Below are 22,381 nucleotides of genomic sequence, written 5' to 3' on the forward strand. Positions count from 1 at the left end.
CTGGGCGGCCCGTCCCGGTTCGCGCGTAGTCGACTACTCGTGACAGACCTGACCGGTGTCACCAGACTGGATTCGATCGGTCCGGTGGGCGCCGAGTCGGCGCCGTCCCGTGGAGGTTCTCGATGGTCGACGCACAGCAACAGACACTGGTCACCCGCGCACTTGTCGCCGCGGCCGAGGCGCTCGACCGGCGCGTCGGGTGGTTCCGGTTGCCGACCCCACTGGGATTGGCCGTGCTGGTCGGCCTGCGCAGCAGACTGCGCTCGCGCAACCTCTTCGACACCGGCCCGCACCCTGCCGGACCACTGCCACCGGACGTCTCCGGCGAACACCGGAACGCGCGCACTGTCGATGGCACCTACAACAGCCCCGACGACCCGCGCGCGGGGTCGATCGGCTGCCGGTTCGGCCGCAATTTCCCGCTGGATCGCACCTACCCCGAGGATCCGGCGCGGATCATGGAACCCAACCCGCGCACGGTCAGCAGGCAACTGCTCACCCGCGACCGATTCCAGCCGGCCACCACCCTGAATCTGCTGGCGGCGGCCTGGATCCAGTTCGAGGTGCACGACTGGTTGGTGCACGACCCGGCCGAGCACGACCCCTTCACCGTCACCCTGGCGGACGGCGATCCGTGGCCGTACCCCTCGATGACGATCCCACGAACGGCGACGGCGGCCGCCCCCGATCCGGCCGCCCCGCCGACCTACCTCACCGGCGAGACCCACTGGTGGGACGCCTCCCAGATCTACGGCAGCACCGCCGAATTCGCCGCGTCCCTGCGCTCGGGCAAGCATGGTCAGCTGGTGATCGACGAACTCGGACTCCCGCCGCTGGACGCCGAACGGCTGGTCGCGCTCGACCCCGCGGCAGCCAACGCCTGGGTCGGCCTCGCGCTGCTGCACTCGTTGTTCCTGCGTGAACACAATGCGATCTGTGCCCGGCTGGCCCGGCGCTACCCCGACATGAACGACCAGCAGCTCTACGACACCGCGCGACTGGTCAATTCGGCGCTGATCGCCAAGATCCACACCGTCGACTGGACACCGGCGGTGATCGCCCATCCCACCACTGTCGCCGCCATGCGCGCCAACTGGTTCGGCGTGCTGGGGGAGCGAGCATCGCGTCGGTTGGGCGATCTCATCGGCAACGAAGTGCTGTGTGGCATACCGGGTTCCGAGCGTGCGGACAGCGGAGTGCCGTACTCGCTCACCGAGGAGTTCGTCGCGGTATATCGCATGCATCCACTGATCCCCGACGAACTCGTCATCCGCAGCATCGCCGACGACACCGTGCTGGCCGAGCATCCCCTCCCCGAACTCGGTGTCGCCCACATCCGCGAGCGCCTCGCCGAGACATCGATGGACACCCTGCTCTACTCCTTCGGCCGAGCCAATCCCGGCGCGTTGACGCTGCACAACTACCCCGCACACCTGCAAAAGCTCGAACGCCCCGGCCAGCCGCTGCTCGATCTCGCGACCGCGGACATCCTGCGGGTCCGCGAGCGAGGTGTGCCGCGCTACAACGAATTCCGGCGCCAACTTCGGCTGCCACCGGTCACCTCGTTCGACGAGCTCACCGATGACCCGCGGTGGGCGCGCGAACTCGAACAGGTCTACGGCGACGTGGACGACGTCGACCTCATGATCGGCCTCTACGCCGAACCCAAGCCGCCCGGTTTCGGCTTCAGCGACACCGCCTTTCGCGTGTTCGTGCTGATGGCGTCGCGGCGGCTGTCGGCCGACCGGTTCTTCACCACCGACTTCCGGGCCGAGGTCTACACCGAGGCGGGCCTGGCCTGGGTGCGCGACAACACCATGCGCAGCGTGCTGCTGCGCCATTTCCCCACCCTGGCCCCCGCGCTCGACGGCATCGGGAATCCGTTCGCCCCGTGGAGGAGTCCGCGATGAGCTACCTGCGCTACCGCGACGACCTGGAACAACCGCGGATCGACGAAGAGCAGATCATCGACAAGATCATCGCGGTGCTGCGCGACAACAACGAACGCGCCTACCGCAAGTACAAGCGCGGAATGCGCGACGCGCACGCCAAGAGCCACGGCATCCTGCGCGGCGAACTGACCGTGCCGCCCGGCCTGCCTGCCGAACTGGCGCAGGGCATGTTCGCCACCCCGGCCACCTACCCGGTGATCGCGAGGCTGTCGAGCACGTCCGGGGTGATCCGCAGCGATCAACTGCGCGGCGTACGCGGACTCGGAATCAAGGTGCTCGGTGTGCACGGGCCGCGCGCGATGCCCGAGGACGAGGCGACCACGCAGGATTTCGTCATGGTGACCCATCGCGAATTCCTCTTCGCCGACGCGCACGCCTACCTCACCAAGGGCATGCCGACCGCCTGGGTGCTGGCCCGGCTGCCCGACGCCGCCCTGCGTGCGGGCAGCGACCTCGTCGCCGCGCTGAACACCCACGTCCTGCGCCGGATCGGGCGCAGCGTGCCACCGAATCTCGGTGTCTTCGTCGCCCCCAACACCCACATCCTCGGCGAGACCTTCTTCACTTCGGCACCGCTTCGGTACGGGGACTACGTGGCCAAGCTGCTCTACGCGCCGGTGTCACCGGAAGTCGTTGCGCTGCAAGGGCAACCGGTCGACCCCGACGCGGGTGTCAACGTGCACCAGGAACTGATCGTCGACTTCTTCGCCGGGCACAGCGCCACCTACGAACTGCGCGCGCAACTGTGCACGAATGCCACCACCATGCCGATCGAGGACGCGACCGTTGCGTGGCCCGAGGCCGAGTCGCCGCACCGCACCGTGGCGACCATCCGCTTCGACGTGCAGGATCCCTACACCCCACAGCGACGTGCCTACGGCGACGATGTGCTCTCGTTCAACTCCTGGCGTGGCCTGGACGCGCACCGTCCGCTCGGATCGATCAACCGGCTCAAGAAGCGGGTCTACGAGGCATCGAGCAACTACCGTCACGACGTCAACAACGCGCCACGCGTCGAGCCGCGCGACGCCACCGAGCTCCCACCATGACCACCACGCCACTGGCACGTCCGCCGCGCGCGCTCGCCGCGCCGGTCCACCCGCGCGCTGTCCGTGTCGCGGGGCCGATTCGTTGTGACGGCGCCGGACGAGAACTACACTTTTCATGCATAAACGGAATCTGGCAACTGCTCGATCGCCCCACCGAATACGACGCCGTCCGTAGGGCTTTGACGAACCCCGGCACCGGCGGCGTGATCTTGGTCGGCGCCGCAGGCGTCGGCAAGACCACGCTGGCCCGGCTGGTCACCGCGGTGCTGTCCGAGCCGGTGCGCTGGGTGGCCTGTACCGCGTCGTCACAAGCCATTCCGCTCGGTGCGTTCGCGCCCTGGATCGCCGCATCGGCGTCGCGTGACCCGCTCGCGCTGCTGCATTCAGCCAGAGAGAACGTGCTCGCCCAGCCCGGCACGGTCATCGGCGTCGACGACGCGCACCTGCTCGACACCCTCTCCGCGACGCTGGTGCACCAGATCGCCGTCGACCGCCGGGCCCGCATCATCGCCACCGTCCGCACCGGGGAATCGCTGCCCGACGCGGTCACCTCACTGTGGAAGGACGGATACCTCGAGCGGATCGAGCTGGCGCCGTTCACCAAAACCCAGTGCACCGAAATCGTCGAGACCGTGCTCGGCGGGACCTTGGAGGGGCTCAGCGCCGACGTGATGTGGGAATCCTCGGGTGGCAACCCGCTGTTCCTGCGCAACATGGTCGAGGGCGGTGTGGAGGCGAGCACCCTGACCGACGTCAACGGCGTCTGGCAGTTGCGCGGGCCCACCGCGGTGCCCTCGGGGCTGGTCGAGCTGCTCGGCGAGCGGTTGAGCAGGGCGGGTGCGCCCGTGCTCGACGTGCTGGAGACGCTGGCCGTGCACGAGCCGCTCGATATCGACATCCTCAGCGAGCTCGTCGGTGCCGATGCCGTCGACGCCGCCGAAGCCACCGGCTTGATCCGGGTCACGAGCCACAACGGTGTCGTCGATGTCCGGTTCAGTCATCCCCTGCTCGGTGAGGTCGTGCGCTGCCGGGTCGGCACCGCCGCCGCGCGCACCCGGCGCGGACGCCTCGTCGAGACGCTCCAGGATCGGGACCTGAGCACGCCGGCCCACCGGATCCGGCTGGCACAGCTGTGTGTCGACAGTGATCGGCCGATCGACATCGTCTTGCTGATCGACGCGGCCAAGGACGCGGTGGCGCTGACCAATCTGCCACTGGGTGAACGGCTCGCGCGCGCCGCGTGGGAGCGGGGCGGCGGGCTACGCGCGGCCGAACTGCTCTCCCGTGCGCTGCTGTGGCAGGGCAGGCCGCAGCACGCCGACGAGATCCTGGCCCGGTTCGATCCCGACCGCCTCGATCCGCTGCAACTGGTCCAGTGGGGTGTGGTGCGGGCCAGCTTGCGGTTCTGGTCGTTGGGCGATGTCGAACATGCCCGTGACTTGGTCGAGATGCTGCGCGCCCGCGTCGAGCATCCGGCACTGCGCCTCACGGTCGAGGCGGCGGCAGCGGCGATGGCGGTGCACGAAAACCACCTTGCCGCGGGCATCGAGGCGGCCGAGCAGGTGATCGCCGACCCGAACTCGCCCCGCCAGGCCATCGATTTCGCCGCATTCGCCCTTGGCTTGGCGATGCCGGTGGCCGGGCGCGGCGCCGACTTCGCGCCGATCGCGGCCCGGAGCCGAGCACAGCAGAAGTCCACCGACGGGCTCATCCGGGTGATGGTCCGTTACGGCGACGTCCTCGCGCTGACCACCATCGGCGACCTCGATCTCGCCGAGCGTCGCGCCACCGAATACCGCGAGTTCTCCTCGGCGGGCCAGTTCGTCGGCTGGGCGATCGCGCGGATCGCCGACGGGGTGGTCGCCACCCATCGCGGTCGGTTCCGCGAAGCGATCGCCGCCTTCGAGCAGGCGCTGGCCGCGCTCAACGCCGAATCCTCGCTGCCGTGGAAACTGCCGGCGCGTTTGCTGCTGGCCCGCGCTTACGCGGCGCTGGGCGAGGTCGAACAAGCCGAACGGGTCCTCGGCGACGCCGACGAACACAGCGGCCCACACATGGCCCTGCACGAACCGCAGCGGATGATCGCGCGCGCCTGGGTGGCCGCCGCCGAACACAGCGCTCACTCGGCGGTTGACCAGGCCCGCAAGGCCGCCGACCTGGCCCACAGCGCCGGTCAATACGCCATGGAAGCCGAAGCGCTGCATCATGCCACCCGATTCGGTGACCGCACTCTCGCCGCCCGGCTCACTGCCCTCGCCGACCGCGTACAGGGACCGGTGGCGGCGATCTACGCCCGCCACGCCGCGGCGCTCGCCGCTGCCGACCCCTGCGCGCTCGCGGCGGTCAGCCGCGAGTTCGAGTCCGCGGGCCTGTTGCTGTCCGCCGCCGACGCCGAGGCGCAGACGGTGCCGATCTACGACCACGCCGGGCAGCGCAGGCCCAGCGCCCAGGCGGCCGCCCGCACGATGGCCCTGGCGGCCCGCTGTGGCGGCGCGGGCACCCCCGCCATCACCGCGGCCGCCCGCCCACTGCCGATCACCGAACGCGAACGTGAGATCGCCGCGCTCATCGGCCGCGGCCTGTCCAACCGCGCGATCGCCGAACGCCTCTGCGTCTCGGTGCGCACCGTCGAAGGCCACATCTACCGAGCCTGCATCAAACTCGACGCCACCGACCGCGACCAACTCGCCGAACTCATCTAAAAGCGCGGTGGCGTCGGCATCCGATCTCGCGTCAGCTCACGGGCTCGGCTCCGGCAACTGACATTCGGCGACCCTCGGGTTCATCCCCAGGTAGTTGAGCGGACCCGCGAGCACGGTGAGGCCGATCGTGCCCAGATCGCCGCAGTTGACCGGGGTGTTCGTGAAATAGTCTCGTTGCATCGCGGCCGCCAGCCCGGACCCGAACCAGACCAGCATCAGCACCGATAGTAGGAATTTCGCGGTCTGGTGGGCCGGGCTGGCCCGGATTTCCCGTACTTCGCGAATTTCTCGGTCACGTCGATTCCGTCGACTGCGCATCGTCATCGCACCCTTCCCGCCGGCGAGCACCACACTGATACACCATGTGAACAGCGCCGACCTGGTGGGCGCCGCCACGACACGCGCGAGATTCTGCTTCATCAACTGTGCAGCCCAGTAGACGCAGAGTCAATGCGCGGTGTCCGTGGAAGCATGCACCCTTGCCGCCCCGTCACGGCTGCGGCGGGCCGGAGTTCAGGCGGCGGGCACCGATTGGTCGTCGGCGGCCTTGGCCCGCAGATCGCCCAACAACCGGGTGAGCTTGCGGGAGACGCTCATCTGGGAGACACCGAGGCGTTCGGCGATCTCACCCTGCGAGAGCGTGTCGTAGAACCGCCAGATCAGCAATTGCCGCTCTTCCGGTGGCAGTTGCGCCAGCAGCGGCGCGACGGTGATCGTGTCTTCGGTGAGCCGGTAGCTCGGGTCTTCGGCGCCGAAGGACTCGGCGACGGTCATGCCGGGGTCGCCGTCGTTGTCGCGGGCGGGGGTGTCGAGGCTTCGCGTCTGGAATGCGTTGGCCGCCACCAGGGTTCGGGCGACGTCGGTGACCGGCACATCGAGCTCGGCGGCGAGTTCGTCGGCGGTGGGGGAGCGCTGGAGTCGACGGCTCAATTCTTCGGTCGCCACCCGCACTTTGCCCTGGAGTTCCTTCTCGCGGCGCGGCACGTGCAATGGCCAGATGTGGTCGCGGAAATGGCGGCGCACCTCACCCATGATGGTGGGCACCGCGAACCCGAGAAACGGTGAACCGGTGGTTACGTCGTAGCGGTCGACCGCCATGACCATGCCGAGTCGCGCGGTCTGGAGCAGGTCGTCGAAGGCCTCGCCGCGGCCGGCGTATTTGCGAGCGATGTGGTCGGCGAGTGGTAGGCAGATCTCGATGATCCGGTCCCGCAAGGCGGCGTGTTCGGGGCTGCGGGGATCGGTCAGCGTCAAGTGCGCGAACATGGGTTCGGCGTGTTCATAGGTCCGGTGGTCGGTGGTTTCGGGCATGTGGATCAGCTCCTGGCCTTCGAATGCTCTCCGGTTCGACGACAGGTGAACCTAAAGTCGGTGCAGGCCGAGCATTCTGAAGGTCATGATCATTCCCGCGCCCAGGCTGACGGCGCCGAAGATCGCGGCGGGCAGCGATCCGGTGAGCGCTGTCAGGCCGAAGAGGAAGAACACGCAGGTGGCCAACATGATGGTGGTGCTGGTCAGATCCATGCTCGGCGTACTCGTTGTCCGATTACGTGAGGTGGTCATAGATCAAGGGTTCACCAACGCGGTGGTTATTAAACCGTTATTGGTTGACAGGGGTTGACAGAGAGACGTTTTCGAATTGGATGTTTAAACCGCCGGATAATGGGAAATATCAATTCACCCCACGCACGCGCAAGTCCCGGGCGAGGTGGTCACGCTGTTCGATGATCAAGCGGCGCAACGCGTGTGGTGCGTCCGCGTTCGTCGCGAGCCACCGGTCCACCCCGTCGAGCGAATCGGCGGCGGGAAAGAGCCCGACCACGATGCGGCGGGCGATCTCGATGCTGCGCTGATCCCACACCGCGCGCAGCGCCGCGAAGTACTCGCTGTCATAGCGCGCGATCAGGTCGCGGTGCCGGCCGGCGCGGAATCCGTCGATGGTGGCGTCGAGGTGGTCGTTGGTCAGGGTGGTGTCACCGAGCGCTGAATCCCATGCCGAGGCTTTGACTTCCGCTTCCGGGCGGGCCGCGAGTGCGCACCGGTGAGCGGTTCGCCCCGACGCGGTGTCGTCTCGTGCCAGTTCGGCGTCCAGTTCGGCGACCGCGGCCGCGCCGGTGGCAGCCAGCGCCGTCCACAGCGCCCAGCGCAGATCGGGATCAAGGGCCAGCCCTTCCGGTGCCCGGTCGAGGAGGATCGCCGCGATGTCGGTGGCACGGCGACCCTCGACTGTGGCGGCGGTCGCCGTCGCACGCGCCCAAGCCAGCTGCGCACCGGAACCCGGTGCTGACGAATGCAGTGTGGCCCAGCATGATTCAAGCCACTCACCGCGCCACCGATCCCGCGCCGGATCGGGCAGATAATGGCCGATGGTGAACGAGGCGTTCGCCAGCACGGCGGTGAGCAGCGCCATGTTCGTTTCGGCGGGTGCGAAATCGCGGGCCATGGACAGGTAGCGTTCGGCGTCGAGTTCCCCGTCGCGGGTGGCATTCCACAGCGCCGACCAGATCAGTCCGCGCGCCAGCGGGTCGGTCACCCGATCCAGCGAACGCTCCACGGTGGCAAGCGAATCCGTGTCGAGGCGAACCTTCGCGTAGGTGAGATCGCCGTCGTTGAGCAGACGCAGCGCAGCCGGTGCGAGAGCGACCTGGGTGTGTTCGTCGATGATGTCGAGTTCCACGCGTTCGCGGATCACCAAATCGCCTGCGGGATCGAAGTCGTAGAGCCCGACAGCGAGCCGGTGTGGGCGCGGATCGGTTTGCACGATTTCGCCGTCTTCGATGGTCAGCGTGGACACCCCGGATGTCTGCAACCAGGCTCGCGCCCAGCCGGCCAAGTCGCGGCCGGAATCGGCCGACAATTCTGTCAGCAGATCGTCGAGGGTGGTATTGCCGAAGGCGTGCGTCCGGAAATAACGGCGCACACCCGAGAAGAATTCCTCCCGGCCGACATAGGCGACCAATTGTTTGAGCACGCTGGCGCCCTTGGCGTAGGTGATGCCGTCGAAATTGAGTTTGGCGGCCTCGAGGTCGGTGATGTCGGCGACGATCGGATGCGTGGTGGGCAGCTGATCCTGCAAGTACGCCCAGGCCTTGCGTCGGTTCGCGAATGCCACCCAGGCGTCGGCCCATTCGGTGGCCTCGGAGCTCGCCAGCGCACCCATATAGTCGGCGAACGATTCCTTGAGCCACAGGTCGTCCCACCACACCATCGTGACCAGATCGCCGAACCACATGTGCGCCATCTCGTGCAGGATCGTGTTCGCCCGGCCCTCGTACTGCGCGGCGGTGGCGGCACCACGGAACACATAGGCCTCGGTGAACGTGACCAGCCCGGGATTCTCCATCGCGCCCAGGTTGTATTCGGGCACGAACACCTGGTCGTACTTGCCCCAGGGGTACGGGTAGTCGAAGTGTTCGGCGAAGAAGTCCAGACCCTGCGACGTCACCTCGAAGATCGTGTCCGCGTCCAGGTAGCGGGCCAGCGAGGCTCGGCAGTAGATTCCGAGTGGAATCGTGAGTTCGCCTCGCGTCCAGGAGGATTCGACGCGATGATACGGGCCTGCCGCCACCGCGGTGATATACGTCGAGATCGGCAGCGTGGCGGAGAATTCGACGTTCTGGATCACCCCGTTGTTCTGGATCGCCGCGAAAGGCCGATTCGACATCACCTGCCAACCGGCCGGGGCCGTCACCGCGAACGTGAACGGCGCCTTCATATCCGGCTGTTCGAAGCACGCGAAAACGCGCCGCGCGTCCGCGGGCTCGTACTGGGTGTAGAGGTAGGTTTCGCCGTCGACCGGATCGAGGAACCGGTGCAGCCCCTCGCCCGACCGGCTGTACGCACCGGTGCCACGGACGACGACGACATTCGTCGCGGTCAAGCCGCCGACAGTGAGCCGGGCCCCGTCGTACTCGACGGCCACGTCCGCACCGTTCACCGTCACCGATTCCACCGAAAGGCCGATGAAGTCGAGCCAGGTCTGCTCGACGGTGGCGTCGAACACGACGGTCGTCGTCGTGACGAAACCGGCCCGGGTCTGGTCCGGGGCCGCGGACAGATCGAGTTCGACACGATAGTCGCCGACGGTGACCGCCGCTGATCGCGCGGCGGTCTCGGAACGGGTCAGGTTCGCGGTATGCACACCTAGATCCTGCCAGCCGCACCGTCGGCTACGGGAGTTCTTATTCCACGGTGACGCTCTTGGCGAGGTTGCGTGGCTTGTCGACATCGCGGCCGAGGGCGATGGCGCTGTGATAGGCCAGCAGCTGCAGCGGGATCGTCAGCAGCATGGGATCCAATTCCGGTGCGACCCTGGGGACCCGGATCACTTCGTCGGCCGTGTTCGGCGGCAGGTCGGCGTTCGTGACGGCGATGACCGGTCCACCGCGCGCCTTGATCTGTTCGATGGTGCTGAGGTTCTTGGCCAGCAGTTCGTCGTCGGGGACTATCACCACGCTCGGCATCTCCTGGTCGATCAGGGCGAGCGGACCATGTTTGAGTTCGGAGGCCTGGTAGGCCTCGGCATGCACGTAGGAGACCTCCTTGAGCTTCTGCGCGCCTTCGCGGGCGACCGGCCACGCCCGCACCCGGCCGATGAAGAACATGCTGCGGGCCTTGGCGTATCGGTGCGCGATCTCGGCGATGGCGTCTTCATCGGTGAGGACCTGGTCGATGGCGTCGGGCAGCGCGCGTAGCCCGTCGACGATCCGGTGCCCGTCGGCCGCCGAGAGGTCGCGTACCCGGCCGAGCAGCAGGGCGAGCATCGTGAACGACACGGTCATGTTGGTCAATGCCTTGGTCGAGGCGACGGAGATCTCCGGGCCCGCGTGCAGGAACACCCCCGCACCGCACTGGCGCGCGATCGCGCTGCCCACCGCATTGACGGCACCGATGACCCGGCCGCCCTTGCGCTGCAGCTCCTGCACCGCGGCGAGGGTATCGAGGGTTTCGCCGGACTGGCTGATCGCGACATACAGCGCGTCGGGGTCGACGACCGGATTGCGGTAGCGGAACTCCGACGCGGGCTCCGCGGTGGCCGGGATTCGGGCCAGTTCCTCGATCAGCTGGGCGCCCAGCTGGCCGGCGTAGTAGGCCGAGCCGCAACCGAGGAAAACGACCTTGCTGATGCTGCGCAGTTCGCGGGCGTCCATGTTCAACCCGCCGAGGTGGGCGGTGGCGAAGCGGTCGTCGAGGCGGCCACGCAGCGCTCGGCGTACCGCCTCGCCCTGTTCGGCGATTTCCTTGCGCATGAAGTCGGGGAATCCGCCGAGCGCGTAGTCCTCGGCCACCATATCGATGGTGGTCGGGGTCTTGTCGGTCTGCTCGGACTCGACGCCCAGTGTGCTGGTGCGGAATTCGCCGTCGCGGATCGTCGCGAGCTCGCCGTCGTCGAGGAAAACCACGCGCTGGGTGTGGTGCACCAGGGCGGCGACGTCGGAGGCAACGAACATCTCGCCGTCGCCGACGCCGAGCACGATGGGGCTGCCGTTGCGGGCCACCACCAGTTCGGTCGGACGGCGCGCGTCGAGCACCAGCAGTCCGTAGGTGCCGCGGACCCGGTGCAGCGCGACCCGAACGGCGTCCTCGAGGGATTCGGATTCGTCCAGCTCCCGGGCGACGAGGTGGGCGATCACCTCGGTGTCGGTATCGGAGACCAGCTCGATGCCTAGTGCGGTGAGCTCGGCCCGCAGCTGTTCGGCGTTCTCGACGATTCCGTTGTGCACTACGGCGATTCGCCCGCTGACATCGGTGTGCGGGTGCGCGTTGGCATCGCTGGGCTCGCCGTGGGTGGCCCAGCGGGTATGCGCGATGCCGACGGTTCCGCGCAGGGGAGTGGTGTCGGCCTTGTCGCGCAGATCCTGCACCCGGCCCCGGGTCTTGCACACGCGCGACTTCCCGCGATGGGGCAGCGCCAGGCCGGCCGAGTCGTAGCCGCGGTACTCGAGCCGATGCAGACCCTCCAGCAGCACGGGAACAGCCTGCCGGTGACCGATATATCCGACGATTCCACACATGGCGTGATGAACCCCTTACCCGTAGACGATGCGACGTAGTTGCCGTTCGGTGAATGTCGGGGCCGCGACCGGACGCTCGGCGAGTTCGGCTTCGAGCTGTCGCCAGATCTCGGCGTTGCGCATCTCCCGCGACTGCATCTCGGCGTGCCTGCGCCGGACGAACTGCTCGGCCGTCTCGTCGAAGTAGCCGATGATGTCGGCGACAACCCGGGCGGCCACGCGTTCGGGTAGGCCGGTGGACGCCACTACGTAGCGGACCAGCTCGGTGGGTACCCCGTCATTCACTCGCACGATCTTGCCTCGCTCCACCCGGTTCGCCAACATCCCTGCCCGAATTCGGGCAAATAGTGTCTCGGCAGGGTCTCGATGGGGTGCGCTGTGCGCGTCGGCGACCCGGTCGATGCGCGCGGAGCGCATGCCGTTATCGCCTTGTGAGGTGTGAGCCGCGACTTGCGAACAATTTGCTGGAAGGCTGTCAAGGGAACGGCATACTGCGCATCCGAGTGGAGGTTGTGGTGAGGCGACGAATGGGCGACGCATTCAGTGATCGGCTTTATTTCGCGGGCCCCGCGTCGGCCTCCGACGACGCGGGCGGTAGACCCGAATATGTCGTCGACGCGGCAATAGTGACGATTGCCGAAGAGATTGTGCGGACGGGGTTCGATGCCGAAGATACCGTGCATCAGCGGCTGCGGAGATTCTGCGCGCACGCGAAAGCTGAAGGGGCCATGGTGAATTGCCTCCTCGGTGCGGCGACCGCCGTGGAAGACGGCGGGGTGGTGCCCTTTGTCGGCCGGGTCGTCGGCAGGCTCGGGCACGCGGAGTTGTTGTTCGATCTCGCCCTGGGTGAATCAGGTTTCGACCCGTTCGACGGTAATCCCGTCCTGAATTCTGTCGGGCCGGGCACGATGACCGAGCTGGATTTCGAATTCGTCATCGCTCAGGTGAGTGAGCTGGTGGATAGCTTGTTGCTGCCGAACTATCTGGCATTGCTGGAATGGCGTGACCTCACCGGGGAGGCGCCGCGATCTCGTCGGCCGGAGCAGTCGGCCGCGTTGCTGTACGAGCTGAACGAACGGCTCGCGCCGGTTCTCGGCGAGATGCCGCTGGCCTGGCTTCTGCTGCACTACGCGGAGTTCGGCGTCGCTCCGCTGGCGGACTCGATCCATCGCGCGCTGCTGCGCACCAATGCCGCCGACGCCGTGTCGGCCGCGCGGATGGCGGCCGCGGCGCTCACCGCGATGTCGTTCGTCTCCTCGTCGGCCCGGCTGGGTGATCTGCCGGTGGTGTCGCGCCGTCCACGTCATCAGCCGACGCTGGTCACCGGCAATCACGTCATGGCCGATCTCGTCTGCGCGCTGTCGCGGTGCGATACCGCGAACGGCTGGCAGGCCGACGCGAAACTGCTGCGAACCGCCGACGCGCAGACGGTCGGCTGGCTGCTGGTCGAGGATCGCCGGCTGCAACGCGAATCCCGCGGCAGCCGAAGCGATCTCATGGCATCGGCGATCGGGCTGGAAATCATGCTCGGTGTCGATCACACGTCGGGTTCGTCTCCGGCGGCGGTGCAGGCACCGACAGCGAGCGCGATCACCGCCGACCTGCTGCACGTGCTGCGCCTGCCCTGGGATCAGATCCCGGAATCTGCCCGCTACACCCCGCGACATCTGGACGGCGCCCTGCGTTTGGCCTGTTGCGCGGTGGAGTCCATGGCCCCGGGTGCCACGGATACCTCCGATATCCTGCGCCGCGCGGCCGACCGCGCGATCCCCGCGCTGAGCGCCCGACCGGAACCACCGGTCTACCTCCAGGGTGCCATGGCCCTGCTCGAGGCGTGGCATCGCGGCGGAGCGCCCCGGACCCGACCCCTACTCGAGGCAACCGAGCCCATCGCACCCGTGGTCTTCACCACCCTCTTGCTGATCGGCGCGGCACTACTCGAAATGCTGGCCGAGGAGTTCGACGCGGACGTGACGCACGTACTCGACGCGCTCGAGACCCGACTACGAGCACGCGACCGCCTGTCGGAGTAACGACAGACAGATCGTCGGACCTCAGTGGAGGTAGCCCGTGAGTTGGGGGACCGCGTCGACAACATGCTGGGCATTGATCGGTTGGCCGACAACCGTGAAGGCCCAATCCTGGTGGGGGCGGTGCAGTGTGCCGACGACGATACCGGTGTGGGCGCCCACACTGTCGAGATCGATGCGGACCAATTCGATGCCGGTGACGTTGTCGACGACGCGGCAGAAGCCGTTGGCGATCTGGTCGAATCGTTGGCCGGTGTAGCAGGTTACGAGGAACACGATCGTGGTGACGGCGGGATCGAGACCGGTCAGGTCGGCCACGATGACTTCGTTGTCGCCGTCTCCATCGCCGGTGACGCTGTCGCCGAGGTGGCGCAGCGCGCCGTCGCGCGAGGTCAGTTGATCGTGGAAGGCGACATCGACGAAATCGGCACCCGCGAACGAGAGCGCCGCGGCGTTGAGATCGATGTCCTTGCGGCGGGGGTGGGTTCCGTTGGCGTGGGCGGGGTCCCAACCGAGGCCCATGCTGAGGTGGGTGATGGGGTGCGTCATGCGGTACTCCTGATCGAACCCCACTCGACGGAGCTCCAGCAGGGTCGCCGACCAGGCTTCCCCGCTCGCCTACCCGTAAACATGCCGTAAAGACCACGCCCACCACAAATCTGAGGGCGCCGCCGGGCCCGTTGCCGCCCGGATTCTGGTTATCGCAGGACTACCGTGACGGCGATGAGCGCACGCTTCGAAGAACTCGGCTGGCGGCAGACCCCGATCGGAGAGATCAGTTTGCGTCGGCGGTTCGATCCGACGGTTCGATCCGATGTCTACGAGGTCAAGCTCGGCGACGAGTTTCTGATGTCGAGCTTGTTCACCGTCGCCGAACGTGAGCTGTCGCGGCTGGGGCTGGCACGGACACCGGGCGACCGGCTGGATGTGCTCGTCGGCGGGCTCGGGTTGGGGTACACCGCGCGAGAAGCGTTGATGGACCCACGAATTCGTGGGCTCACCGTTGTCGAGTATTCCGACGCGGTCATCGACTGGCATCGACGTGATCTGCTCCCCGACACCGCCGGGTTGGCCGCCGATCGCAGAGTCGAGCTCGTCTGCGCGGACTTCTTCGCCGCGGCGGCGGGGCCGGTGGGATTCGATCCGGCATGCCCCGGCCGGAGGTACGACGCGCTGCTGCTCGATATCGATCACTCGCCACGCCATGTCCTGCACGGCCCGAATGCCGCGCTCTACACCGGCGAGGGCATGCGCGCGGTCGCGGATTTCCTGGTCGCCGGCGGCACCTTCGCCATGTGGTCCGACGACGCGCCGGATGACGAGTTCTGCGCAGCTCTCGAATCCGCGTTCGTCGATGTCGAGGCACAGCGGATCGTGTTCGACAACCCGCTCACCCGCGGGCAATCCAGCGCGACGATCTATCTCGCGACGCGGTCCGGCCGCTCCCGGGGCACAGGTCACGACCAGGCAATATGTGACTAGGAACAAGAATGCGGCGAAGTGATTGCCGTCGGCGTCGGCGCGGTCGATCGTAGGTATGTGGGAGTAGTCGTCCCACACACCGAACCGCTGGCGATCGCCTCATGACCGGCCGGTTCGGGATCGAGCTTTTCGTATTCGACATCGGAGTCAGATGAACAGCTTGCTCGAAAACCATCGCGGATGGGTTGCCGATATCTTCGCGGATGGGTTGCACGGACGCAGCGACGCTCCCGACCCGCGCGCGACGGTCGCGATCGATGCCCTGCCGCTGTCCTTCGAAGATCAGCACGCGCGCCGACCGGAGGAGGTGATCGGGTGGCGCGCACTGTGTTCTTGCGCAGGCTGGCGCGGGCGAACCTGGCTACGCGCCGACCGATTCGCCGACCACGCCCCCTCCGCGCGGGTACTGCATTGCTCGACCGGCCGACTCGACACGGACCTCGCCCGATTGGTGCTCGGGGAATGGGACTACCACCAGCTCGAGATGCAGGCGCTGATCCCGGTGCGGCTGGCATTCGAGGACACGGCGTCGGCGCAGCAGCGGCTCGTCGAAGCCGTCCGGTTCGTGCGGGCGTCGGGAGCGTCATGGGAAGCGGTCGCCCGGGTGATCAGCGCACCGTCGGCTGAAGCCGCCGAAAAGCGATTCGGTAATTGGTCCTCGCCCGGACACAACGCGGCGGAATTGCGCATACCGTAATTTCGCATCTCGCCTTTTCTTCCGCTCAGCCTGAATTCAATGCTGGTGGCGGCCAGTTCCTGGTGGTTTCGTGTGACCAGATCGTCCGGGTTCGAGCGAAAGGCCTCCGTATGTCCGTCGATGACGCAGCTGTCCCAGGCCATCATCGACCGCCACGACATAACGCGCGTCCCCGGACGAACACCCGGTATCGACTATTCTTCGACGGCACATTCGACCGTTGATCACGCGCGAACAGGTACCCGCTGGCCCAGTCCGACGATCGGAATGCCGTGAATTTGTGGAGCTATGTCCGGGGGCGGGGCGAGGTCTTGACCTTCCTCACCTATCAGCACGCATCGCTGGCGTTTCAGACGGTGCTGGTCGGAACCGTGGTCGCGATCCTGATCGCCGTGGCGGTGTACCGGTTACCGCTGGCGTCGGCGCTGACGGTCACCTCGAGCCGGGTGGCGCTGACGATTCCCTCGCTGGCGCTGCTGGCGTTGCTGCTCGTCCCATTCGGCCTCGGTGTCGTGCCGTCGTTCATCATGCTGGCGTTCTTCGCGGCCCTGCCGGTGATCGGTAACGCGATCGTCGGCCTGCGATCGGTGCCCGCCACGGTCGTCGAATCCGCGCGCGGCATCGGGCTCTCGCGGTGGCGGATCCTGCTGACCGTCGAACTGCCGATCGCCTGGCCGGTGATTCTCACCGGGATAAGGGTCTCGACCCAGATGATCGTCGGTGTCGCCGCGATCGTGGCCTACGTCCTCGGACCCGGCCTCGGCTCGCTGATCTTCAATGGCCTGTCCCGCCTCGGCGGCGCCAATGCCCTCGAAATGGCACTCACCGGAACCATTCTCATCGTTGCCATCGCGTTGGTCTTCGACGCGCTCCTCGTCCTGCTCGGACGCCTCACGATTGCCAAGGGACTGTGATGACCGATGTGACCAGCCAGGCGGCGCCGATGACGCCGCAACGCAATGTGACCGGTGATTCCATCACCTTGGACGGGGTCGTCAAGCGATACAAGGGCCAGGACACCCCCGCCGTCGAGCGCCTCGACCTCGAGATCGACGCAGGGAACATCGTCGCGTTCGTCGGACCGTCGGGGTGCGGAAAGACGACCACGCTCAAGATGATCAACCGGCTGATCGAGCCGACCGAGGGGCGGATCTTCATCGGTGGCCGCGACGTGACCCGGGAGGATCCCGACAAGCTGCGCCAGTCGATCGGCTATGTCATCCAGTCCGGTGGCCTGTTCCCGCACTGGTCGGTCGCCAAGAACATCGGCGCGATCCCGCGGGTGCTCGGCTGGGACAACAAGCGGATCGCCGAGCGCACCGAATATCTGCTCGACCTGGTCGGTCTCGACCCGGCGACGTTCGCCGATCGGCTGCCCAAGGACATGTCCGGTGGCCAGCAGCAGCGCGTCGGCGTCGCCCGCGCGCTCGCGGCCGACCCGCCGGTGCTGCTGATGGACGAACCGTTCGGCGCGGTCGATCCCATCACCCGGGTTCGCCTGCAGGACAGTCTGATCGCGATCCAGCACGAACTCGGCAAGACCATCGTGATCGTCACCCACGACTTCGAGGAAGCCACCAAACTCGGCGACAACGTGCTCATTCTGTCCGAGGGCGGACACGTCGAGCAGTACGCGACACCGGAGGAGATCCTCACCGATCCGGCGACGCCGTTCGTGGAGGAATTCGTCGGATCCGGCGCGAAACTGGCCTATCTCACGGTGTCGCGGGTGCGCGACGTGGCGGTCGACCCGGTGACGACCGCCCGGATCGGGGAATCGTCGCAGGTCGTGATCGGGCGGGCGAAGGCCGCGGGGCACACCTGGGTGGTGGTCGTCGACGAGGCCGGGCGGCCGCGGTCGTGGCCCTCGCTGACGGAAGTGGCGAGCAAGCCGGAGGTCTCGGACTATCTGGATCGCCGTCTGCCCGTGGTGGCCAAGTCCTCGACGCTCAACGACGCGCTCGACGCCATGCTCGCGGCGAGTCAGGGCGCCACCCTGGTCACCGACGGTCGCGGCGCTGTCGTCGGCTCGCTGAACATCGGCTCGGTGACCGATGTGATCCAGACCAAGCTCGCCGAGGGCCATGCCGCCGTCGAGGACCCGTCCTACGAAACCTATATCGACGGTTCCGATCCCACGCCCACTCCGGTCGTCGCCGCCGACGACGAACCCGGATCGGCCGGACCGGCATGAACCGGCTGCGCCGGGTCCCGATCGACGTCTGGTTCGAACCGCTCATCATCGTGGTGATCGGCATCGGGTACGTGCTCTGGTATCGGTCGTCGACGTTCACCGCGACCGAACAGGCCTCGCTCGGCTGGGCCAATCTGCAGACCACGATCCTCGAGCACATCCGGCTCACAGTGGTCGCCACGCTGATCGTGGTGGTCGTCGCGATTCCCCTCGGAATCGCGTTGACCAGGCCCGCGTTGCAGCGGTTCGAGCCGATCGCCGTGAACGTCGCCAATATCGGTCAGGCCGCGCCCGCCGTGGGTTTGCTGGTGCTGTTCACCTTCTGGCTCGGCACCGGATTCCGCACGGCGGTCGTAGGTCTCGTCGTCTACGCGATCCTGCCGATCCTGCAGAACACGATCGTCGGGCTGCGGCAGGTGGATCATCGCACCATCGAGGCCGCCCGCGGTATCGGCTTCTCGGCCGCCCGGACCCTGGTTCAGGTCGAATTGCCGCTCGCGGTGCCGGTGATCCTCAACGGCGTACGCACCGCGCTGGTCATCCTGGTCGGCACCGCGACGCTGAGTACCTTCATCGGCGCGACCAGCCTCGGCACGCTGATCACGACCGGTGTCACCCTGTTCCTGCCCAAGCTGCTCATCTCCGGCGCCGTGCTCGTCGGGCTGCTGGCGTTGATCATCGATTGGCTCGGCCGACTCGTCGAACTGGCCGCGACCCCACGAGGTGTCTCATGAGGCGAGTCCCGTTGATTTCCGTGCTGGTCGCGACGATCTCGTTGCTCGCCGGGTGTGGGCTGGTGAGTTCGTCGGGCACCTTCCACGACGCGACGCTGCCCGGTGGTGAGCGTCCTCTCGACGGCGCGGAGCTGACCGTCACCTCGAAGAGCTTCACCGAGGGTGTGCTGCTCGGCAAGATCACCGCGACCTACCTGGCCGCGGCGGGTGCTTCGATCACCGACCTGACCGGCGCGCCGGGGTCGGCCTCGTCGCGGCAGGCCCAGCTCAACGGCGACGCCGACGTGTTGTGGGAATACACCGGCACCGGCTGGGTCAATTACCACAACGAGACCGAGACGATCGTGGACCCGCAGGAGCTCTGGCAGCGTGTCCACGATGTCGAAAAACGTGATTACGACCTGGAATGGCTCGCCCCGGCCAACTTCAACGACACCTACGCGTTCGGTGCGTCGACACCGACCGCGCAGCGACTCGGTGTGAAGACGCTCTCGGACGTGGCCGCACTCCCGGTCGCCGAACGAACCTTCTGCGTCGACGACGAATTCTTCAGCCGCTCAGATGGTTTCATTCCGATGCTGCAGAAATACGGTATTCCCTACAACGATCCCAACGGTGTCCCCGCGGGCAACGTCACGCGCATGGACGCAGGCGTCGTCTACACCGCGACCGCCAAAGGCAGCCCGTGCCATTTCGGCATGGTCTACACCACCGACGGCCGCGTCAAGAACCTCAAACTGCTCGTCCTGGACGACGACAAGAAATTCTTCCTCCCCTACAGCGGCACCGCGGTCGTCCGCGCCGCCGTCCTCGAAGCCCACCCCGCACTGCGCGACCTGCTCGACACGATCTCCGAACGGCTGACCGACGACCTGATGCGAGAACTCAACGGCCGCGTCGACATCGACGGCGAAGATCCCGCCGACGTCGCCTACGACTGGTTGAAAAGCGCGAATCTGATCGACTAGTAGGTCACCCGCGGCGAGTACTGGGGCCGGACAGTCTATTTCGCGAGTGGCAGGCCGGTCGGTGCGGGAATGTGGTCGACGGTGAGCCGTTTGCGGAAGACCCAGTAGGTCCAGCCCTGGTAGATCAGGACCACCGGGGTGGCGAGTACGGCCGCCCAGCTCATCACCTGGAGGGTGTAGTGGCTGGACGAGGCGTTGTGGATGTTCAGGTCGAAGGCGGGGCTGATGGTGGAGGGCATCACGTTCGGGTACAGGGAGCCGACCAGCAGGATGGTGGCCGAGGCGATCGTGAGCGTGGTGCCGATGAAGGCCCAGCCGTCGCGGCCCGCGGCGGTGGCGCCACCGGCGACGACCAAGCCGAGTACCGCGGCACCGAGGGCGACCCAGGTCCAGCCGGAGCCGTAGGCGAGCTGGGTCCACAGACCGAAACCGCCGACGATCACCACCGTGGGAACGAACAGGATCCGGACGCATGTGCGGGCATCGTCGCGGACTTCACCACCGGTCTTGAGCGCCAGGAAGATCGCGCCGTGTAGTGCGAACAGGATGGCCGTGGTCGCCGCGCCGAGCAGTGCGTAGGGGCTGAGAAGTTCCCACGCCGAGCCGACGATCTGCCGCTTCTCGTTCAACGGCACGCCGCGCACCAGGTTGGCGAACACCCAGCCCCACGCCAGCGCCGGAATCCAGGAGCCGATGCCGATCCCGATGTCACACCAGGCCCGCCACTTCGGCGAGTTGATCTTGGACCGCCATTCGATCGCACAGATCCGCAGGATCAACGCCACCAGCAACAGCAGCAGTGCCAGATAGAACCCGGAGAACAGGCTCGCGTACCACTCGGGGAACGCCGCGAACATCGCACCACCCGCGGTGATCAGCCAGACCTCGTTGCCGTCCCAGACCGGGCCGATGGTGTTGAGCACCACGCGTCTGCGTACATCGGAACCCTTGCCGAGGATCGGCATCAGCATGCCGACACCGAAGTCGAATCCCTCGAGAATGAAGTAGCCGGTGAACAGCACGCCGACCAGCACGAACCAGAATTGCTGCAGGCTCATCGTCGTCTCCTAGTACGCGAAGGACAGCGGCTCGACGGGTTCGGCACGGTGTCTGCCGCCGCCACCGTCGTCATCGGGACCGGACTTGTCATCGGAAGCCGTCGATTCGGGGCCGGCCACGGTGTAGCGGTGCATCAGATAGAACCAGACCACGGCCAGCGCGCCGTAGAGCAGCGTGAAGACCACCAGGGAGAACACGACGGTGGCGGTCGCGTGCTCCGAGACGCCCTGGGCCACCGTCATCCGAATGGTCTTGTCGCCGGTGGGGTTCGGAACCACCACCCACGGCTGGCGACCCATTTCGGTGAAGACCCAGCCCGCGCTGTTGGCCAGGAACGGAGTCGGGATGGCGATCAGGCTCAGCCAGGAGAACCAGCGTTTGTCGGGCACGCGACCGCCGCGGGTCAGCCAGAAACCGGCCAGCAGCAACAGCACCGAGCCGGCCAGCAGGCCGATCATGGCGCGAAAGCTCCAGTAGGTGACGAAGAGGTTGGGTCGATAGTTGCCCGGCCCGTAGTCCTCCACATAGGACCGTTGCAGATCCTCCACGCCCTGCAGGGTCACCCCGCTGAACTGGCCTTCGGCCAGGAACGGCAGCACGTAGGGGACCTCGAGCACGTGTTCGACGCTGTCGCAATTGTTGTGCGTGCCGACAGTCAGAATCGAGAATTCCGGGTCGGTCTCGGTGTGGCACAGTGATTCCGCCGACGCCATCTTCATCGGCTGCTGCTCGAACATCAGCTTGCCCTGGATATCGCCGGTGATCGCGACCACGACGATCGACGCGGCGACGACCCAGAGGCCGAGCCGGGCCACCGGCCGCCACATCACCTTGGCCTCGTCGAGTTTCGCCGCGTCGCCGCTGCGCGCGTTGCGCACCATGAACCAGCCCGCGATGCCCGCGACGAAGGTGCCCGCGGTCAGGAATGCGCCGGCGACCACGTGGGGAAACGCCGCCACCGTGGTGTTGTTGGTGAGCAGCGTCCAGATGCTGTCCAGCTCCGCGCGGTTGGTCTCGGGGTTGAATTTCGCACCGACCGGGTGCTGCATGAACGAGTTGGCCGCGATAATGAAATAGGCGGACAGGTTGACACCGATCGCGACGATCCAGATCGTCGCGAGGTGAACGAGTTTGGGCAATCGAGTCCAGCCGAAAATCCACAGACCGATGAAGGTGGACTCCAGGAAGAAGGCGATCAACGCTTCCAAAGCCAGTGGGGCGCCGAAGATGTCGCCGACGAATCGGGAGTACTCACTCCAGTTCATCCCGAACTGGAACTCTTGCACGATGCCGGTGGCCACACCGATGGCGAAGTTGATCAGGAACAGTTTTCCGAAGAACTTGGTGAGCCGATACCAGTGTTCTTTTCCAGTGATCACCCACGCCGTCTGCATGATCGCGATGAGCGGTGCCAGGCCGATGGTGAGCGGCACGAAGATGAAGTGGTAGACCGTGGTGATGCCGAATTGCCATCTCGAGACATCCAGTGTGCTCATTGCC

The 22,381-nt window shown here is 66.7% G+C and carries 19 protein-coding genes; 10 read left to right on the top strand and 9 right to left on the bottom strand.

Annotated elements, in window-relative coordinates; genetic code table 11:
* The first annotated feature begins 122 nt into the window (after nt 1-122).
* The 3 genes from ACFXKN_RS00495 (at nt 123) to ACFXKN_RS00505 (ending at nt 5,703) form a co-directional block, all read left to right on the top strand.
* A complete protein-coding gene (locus ACFXKN_RS00495) occupies nt 123-1,910 on the top strand; it encodes a peroxidase family protein (protein WP_379432087.1) in 1,788 nt (595 codons plus the stop codon).
* Complete coding sequence (locus ACFXKN_RS00500; protein WP_379432088.1) at nt 1,907-3,001, top strand: catalase family protein; 1,095 nt, start codon at nt 1,907-1,909, stop codon at nt 2,999-3,001. The genes ACFXKN_RS00495 and ACFXKN_RS00500 overlap by 4 nt, the downstream gene beginning before the upstream one ends.
* Before the next feature lie 119 nt (nt 3,002-3,120).
* Complete coding sequence (locus tag ACFXKN_RS00505; RefSeq protein ID WP_379432252.1) at nt 3,121-5,703, top strand: LuxR C-terminal-related transcriptional regulator; 2,583 nt, start codon at nt 3,121-3,123, stop codon at nt 5,701-5,703.
* Between the two features lie 36 nt (nt 5,704-5,739).
* Here ACFXKN_RS00505 and ACFXKN_RS00510 read toward each other — a convergent pair whose 3' ends face one another.
* The 6 genes from ACFXKN_RS00510 to ACFXKN_RS00535 all read right to left on the bottom strand — a co-directional run bounded on the left by ACFXKN_RS00510 (nt 5,740) and on the right by ACFXKN_RS00535 (nt 12,002).
* Nucleotides 5,740-5,919, bottom strand: coding sequence for a hypothetical protein (locus ACFXKN_RS00510; protein ID WP_378948475.1), 180 nt, complete (start codon nt 5,917-5,919; stop codon nt 5,740-5,742).
* 297 nt (nt 5,920-6,216) lie between these two features.
* Nucleotides 6,217-7,014 (bottom strand): SigB/SigF/SigG family RNA polymerase sigma factor, encoded by a 798-nt coding sequence (locus ACFXKN_RS00515; protein ID WP_379432089.1) that lies wholly within the window; start codon nt 7,012-7,014, stop codon nt 6,217-6,219.
* Nucleotides 7,015-7,065: 51 nt separating this feature from the next.
* The gene (locus tag ACFXKN_RS00520) at nt 7,066-7,266 is read right to left on the bottom strand and encodes a hypothetical protein (protein WP_378948481.1); all 201 of its coding nucleotides are present in this window, start codon (nt 7,264-7,266) and stop codon (nt 7,066-7,068) included.
* Between the two features lie 109 nt (nt 7,267-7,375).
* Entirely contained in the window at nt 7,376-9,844 is a 2,469-nt protein-coding gene (gene pepN, locus ACFXKN_RS00525) for an aminopeptidase N (protein WP_379432090.1), read from the bottom strand.
* A gap of 40 nt (nt 9,845-9,884) precedes the next feature.
* Nucleotides 9,885-11,717 carry a glutamine--fructose-6-phosphate transaminase (isomerizing) gene (gene glmS, locus ACFXKN_RS00530; RefSeq protein WP_378948486.1) on the bottom strand — a complete coding sequence of 611 codons (1,833 nt, stop codon included), beginning with the start codon at nt 11,715-11,717 and terminating at the stop codon, nt 9,885-9,887.
* A 15-nt stretch (nt 11,718-11,732) separates the two neighbouring features.
* Nucleotides 11,733-12,002, bottom strand: coding sequence for a hypothetical protein (locus ACFXKN_RS00535; protein WP_379432091.1), 270 nt, complete (start codon nt 12,000-12,002; stop codon nt 11,733-11,735).
* 242 nt (nt 12,003-12,244) lie between these two features.
* Between ACFXKN_RS00535 and ACFXKN_RS00540 the strand changes: the two genes are divergently transcribed.
* On the top strand, nt 12,245-13,750 hold the full coding sequence (locus ACFXKN_RS00540) for a hypothetical protein (protein ID WP_378948491.1): 1,506 nt from the start codon (nt 12,245-12,247) through the stop codon (nt 13,748-13,750).
* 21 nt (nt 13,751-13,771) lie between these two features.
* Here the strand turns inward: ACFXKN_RS00540 and ACFXKN_RS00545 are convergent, their stop codons facing one another.
* Entirely contained in the window at nt 13,772-14,296 is a 525-nt protein-coding gene (locus ACFXKN_RS00545; protein WP_378948493.1) for a TerD family protein, read from the bottom strand.
* 174 nt (nt 14,297-14,470) lie between these two features.
* Between ACFXKN_RS00545 and ACFXKN_RS00550 the strand changes: the two genes are divergently transcribed.
* The 6 genes from ACFXKN_RS00550 (at nt 14,471) to ACFXKN_RS00575 (ending at nt 19,822) form a co-directional block, all read left to right on the top strand.
* Complete coding sequence (locus tag ACFXKN_RS00550) at nt 14,471-15,229, top strand: spermidine synthase (RefSeq protein ID WP_378948495.1); 759 nt, start codon at nt 14,471-14,473, stop codon at nt 15,227-15,229.
* A gap of 151 nt (nt 15,230-15,380) precedes the next feature.
* Nucleotides 15,381-15,926, top strand: a complete 546-nt coding sequence (locus ACFXKN_RS00555; RefSeq protein ID WP_378948498.1) for a hypothetical protein — start codon at nt 15,381-15,383, stop codon at nt 15,924-15,926.
* A 272-nt stretch (nt 15,927-16,198) separates the two neighbouring features.
* On the top strand, nt 16,199-16,840 hold the full coding sequence (locus ACFXKN_RS00560) for an ABC transporter permease (RefSeq protein ID WP_378948500.1): 642 nt from the start codon (nt 16,199-16,201) through the stop codon (nt 16,838-16,840).
* Nucleotides 16,840-18,120 (top strand): ATP-binding cassette domain-containing protein, encoded by a 1,281-nt coding sequence (locus ACFXKN_RS00565; protein WP_379432092.1) that lies wholly within the window; start codon nt 16,840-16,842, stop codon nt 18,118-18,120. The genes ACFXKN_RS00560 and ACFXKN_RS00565 overlap by 1 nt, the downstream gene beginning before the upstream one ends.
* Complete coding sequence (locus ACFXKN_RS00570) at nt 18,117-18,854, top strand: ABC transporter permease (RefSeq protein ID WP_379432093.1); 738 nt, start codon at nt 18,117-18,119, stop codon at nt 18,852-18,854. The genes ACFXKN_RS00565 and ACFXKN_RS00570 overlap by 4 nt, the downstream gene beginning before the upstream one ends.
* Entirely contained in the window at nt 18,851-19,822 is a 972-nt protein-coding gene (locus ACFXKN_RS00575) for a glycine betaine ABC transporter substrate-binding protein (RefSeq protein WP_378948505.1), read from the top strand. The genes ACFXKN_RS00570 and ACFXKN_RS00575 overlap by 4 nt, the downstream gene beginning before the upstream one ends.
* 35 nt (nt 19,823-19,857) lie before the next feature.
* Here the strand turns inward: ACFXKN_RS00575 and cydB are convergent, their stop codons facing one another.
* On the bottom strand, nt 19,858-20,880 hold the full coding sequence (cydB, locus tag ACFXKN_RS00580; protein WP_378948507.1) for a cytochrome d ubiquinol oxidase subunit II: 1,023 nt from the start codon (nt 20,878-20,880) through the stop codon (nt 19,858-19,860).
* A gap of 9 nt (nt 20,881-20,889) precedes the next feature.
* Entirely contained in the window at nt 20,890-22,377 is a 1,488-nt protein-coding gene (locus ACFXKN_RS00585; protein WP_378949752.1) for a cytochrome ubiquinol oxidase subunit I, read from the bottom strand.
* Between the last annotated feature and the right edge of the window lie 4 nt (nt 22,378-22,381).

The organism is Nocardia sp. NPDC059195, assembly GCF_042754695.1.
Lineage (GTDB): Bacteria > Actinomycetota > Actinomycetes > Mycobacteriales > Mycobacteriaceae > Nocardia.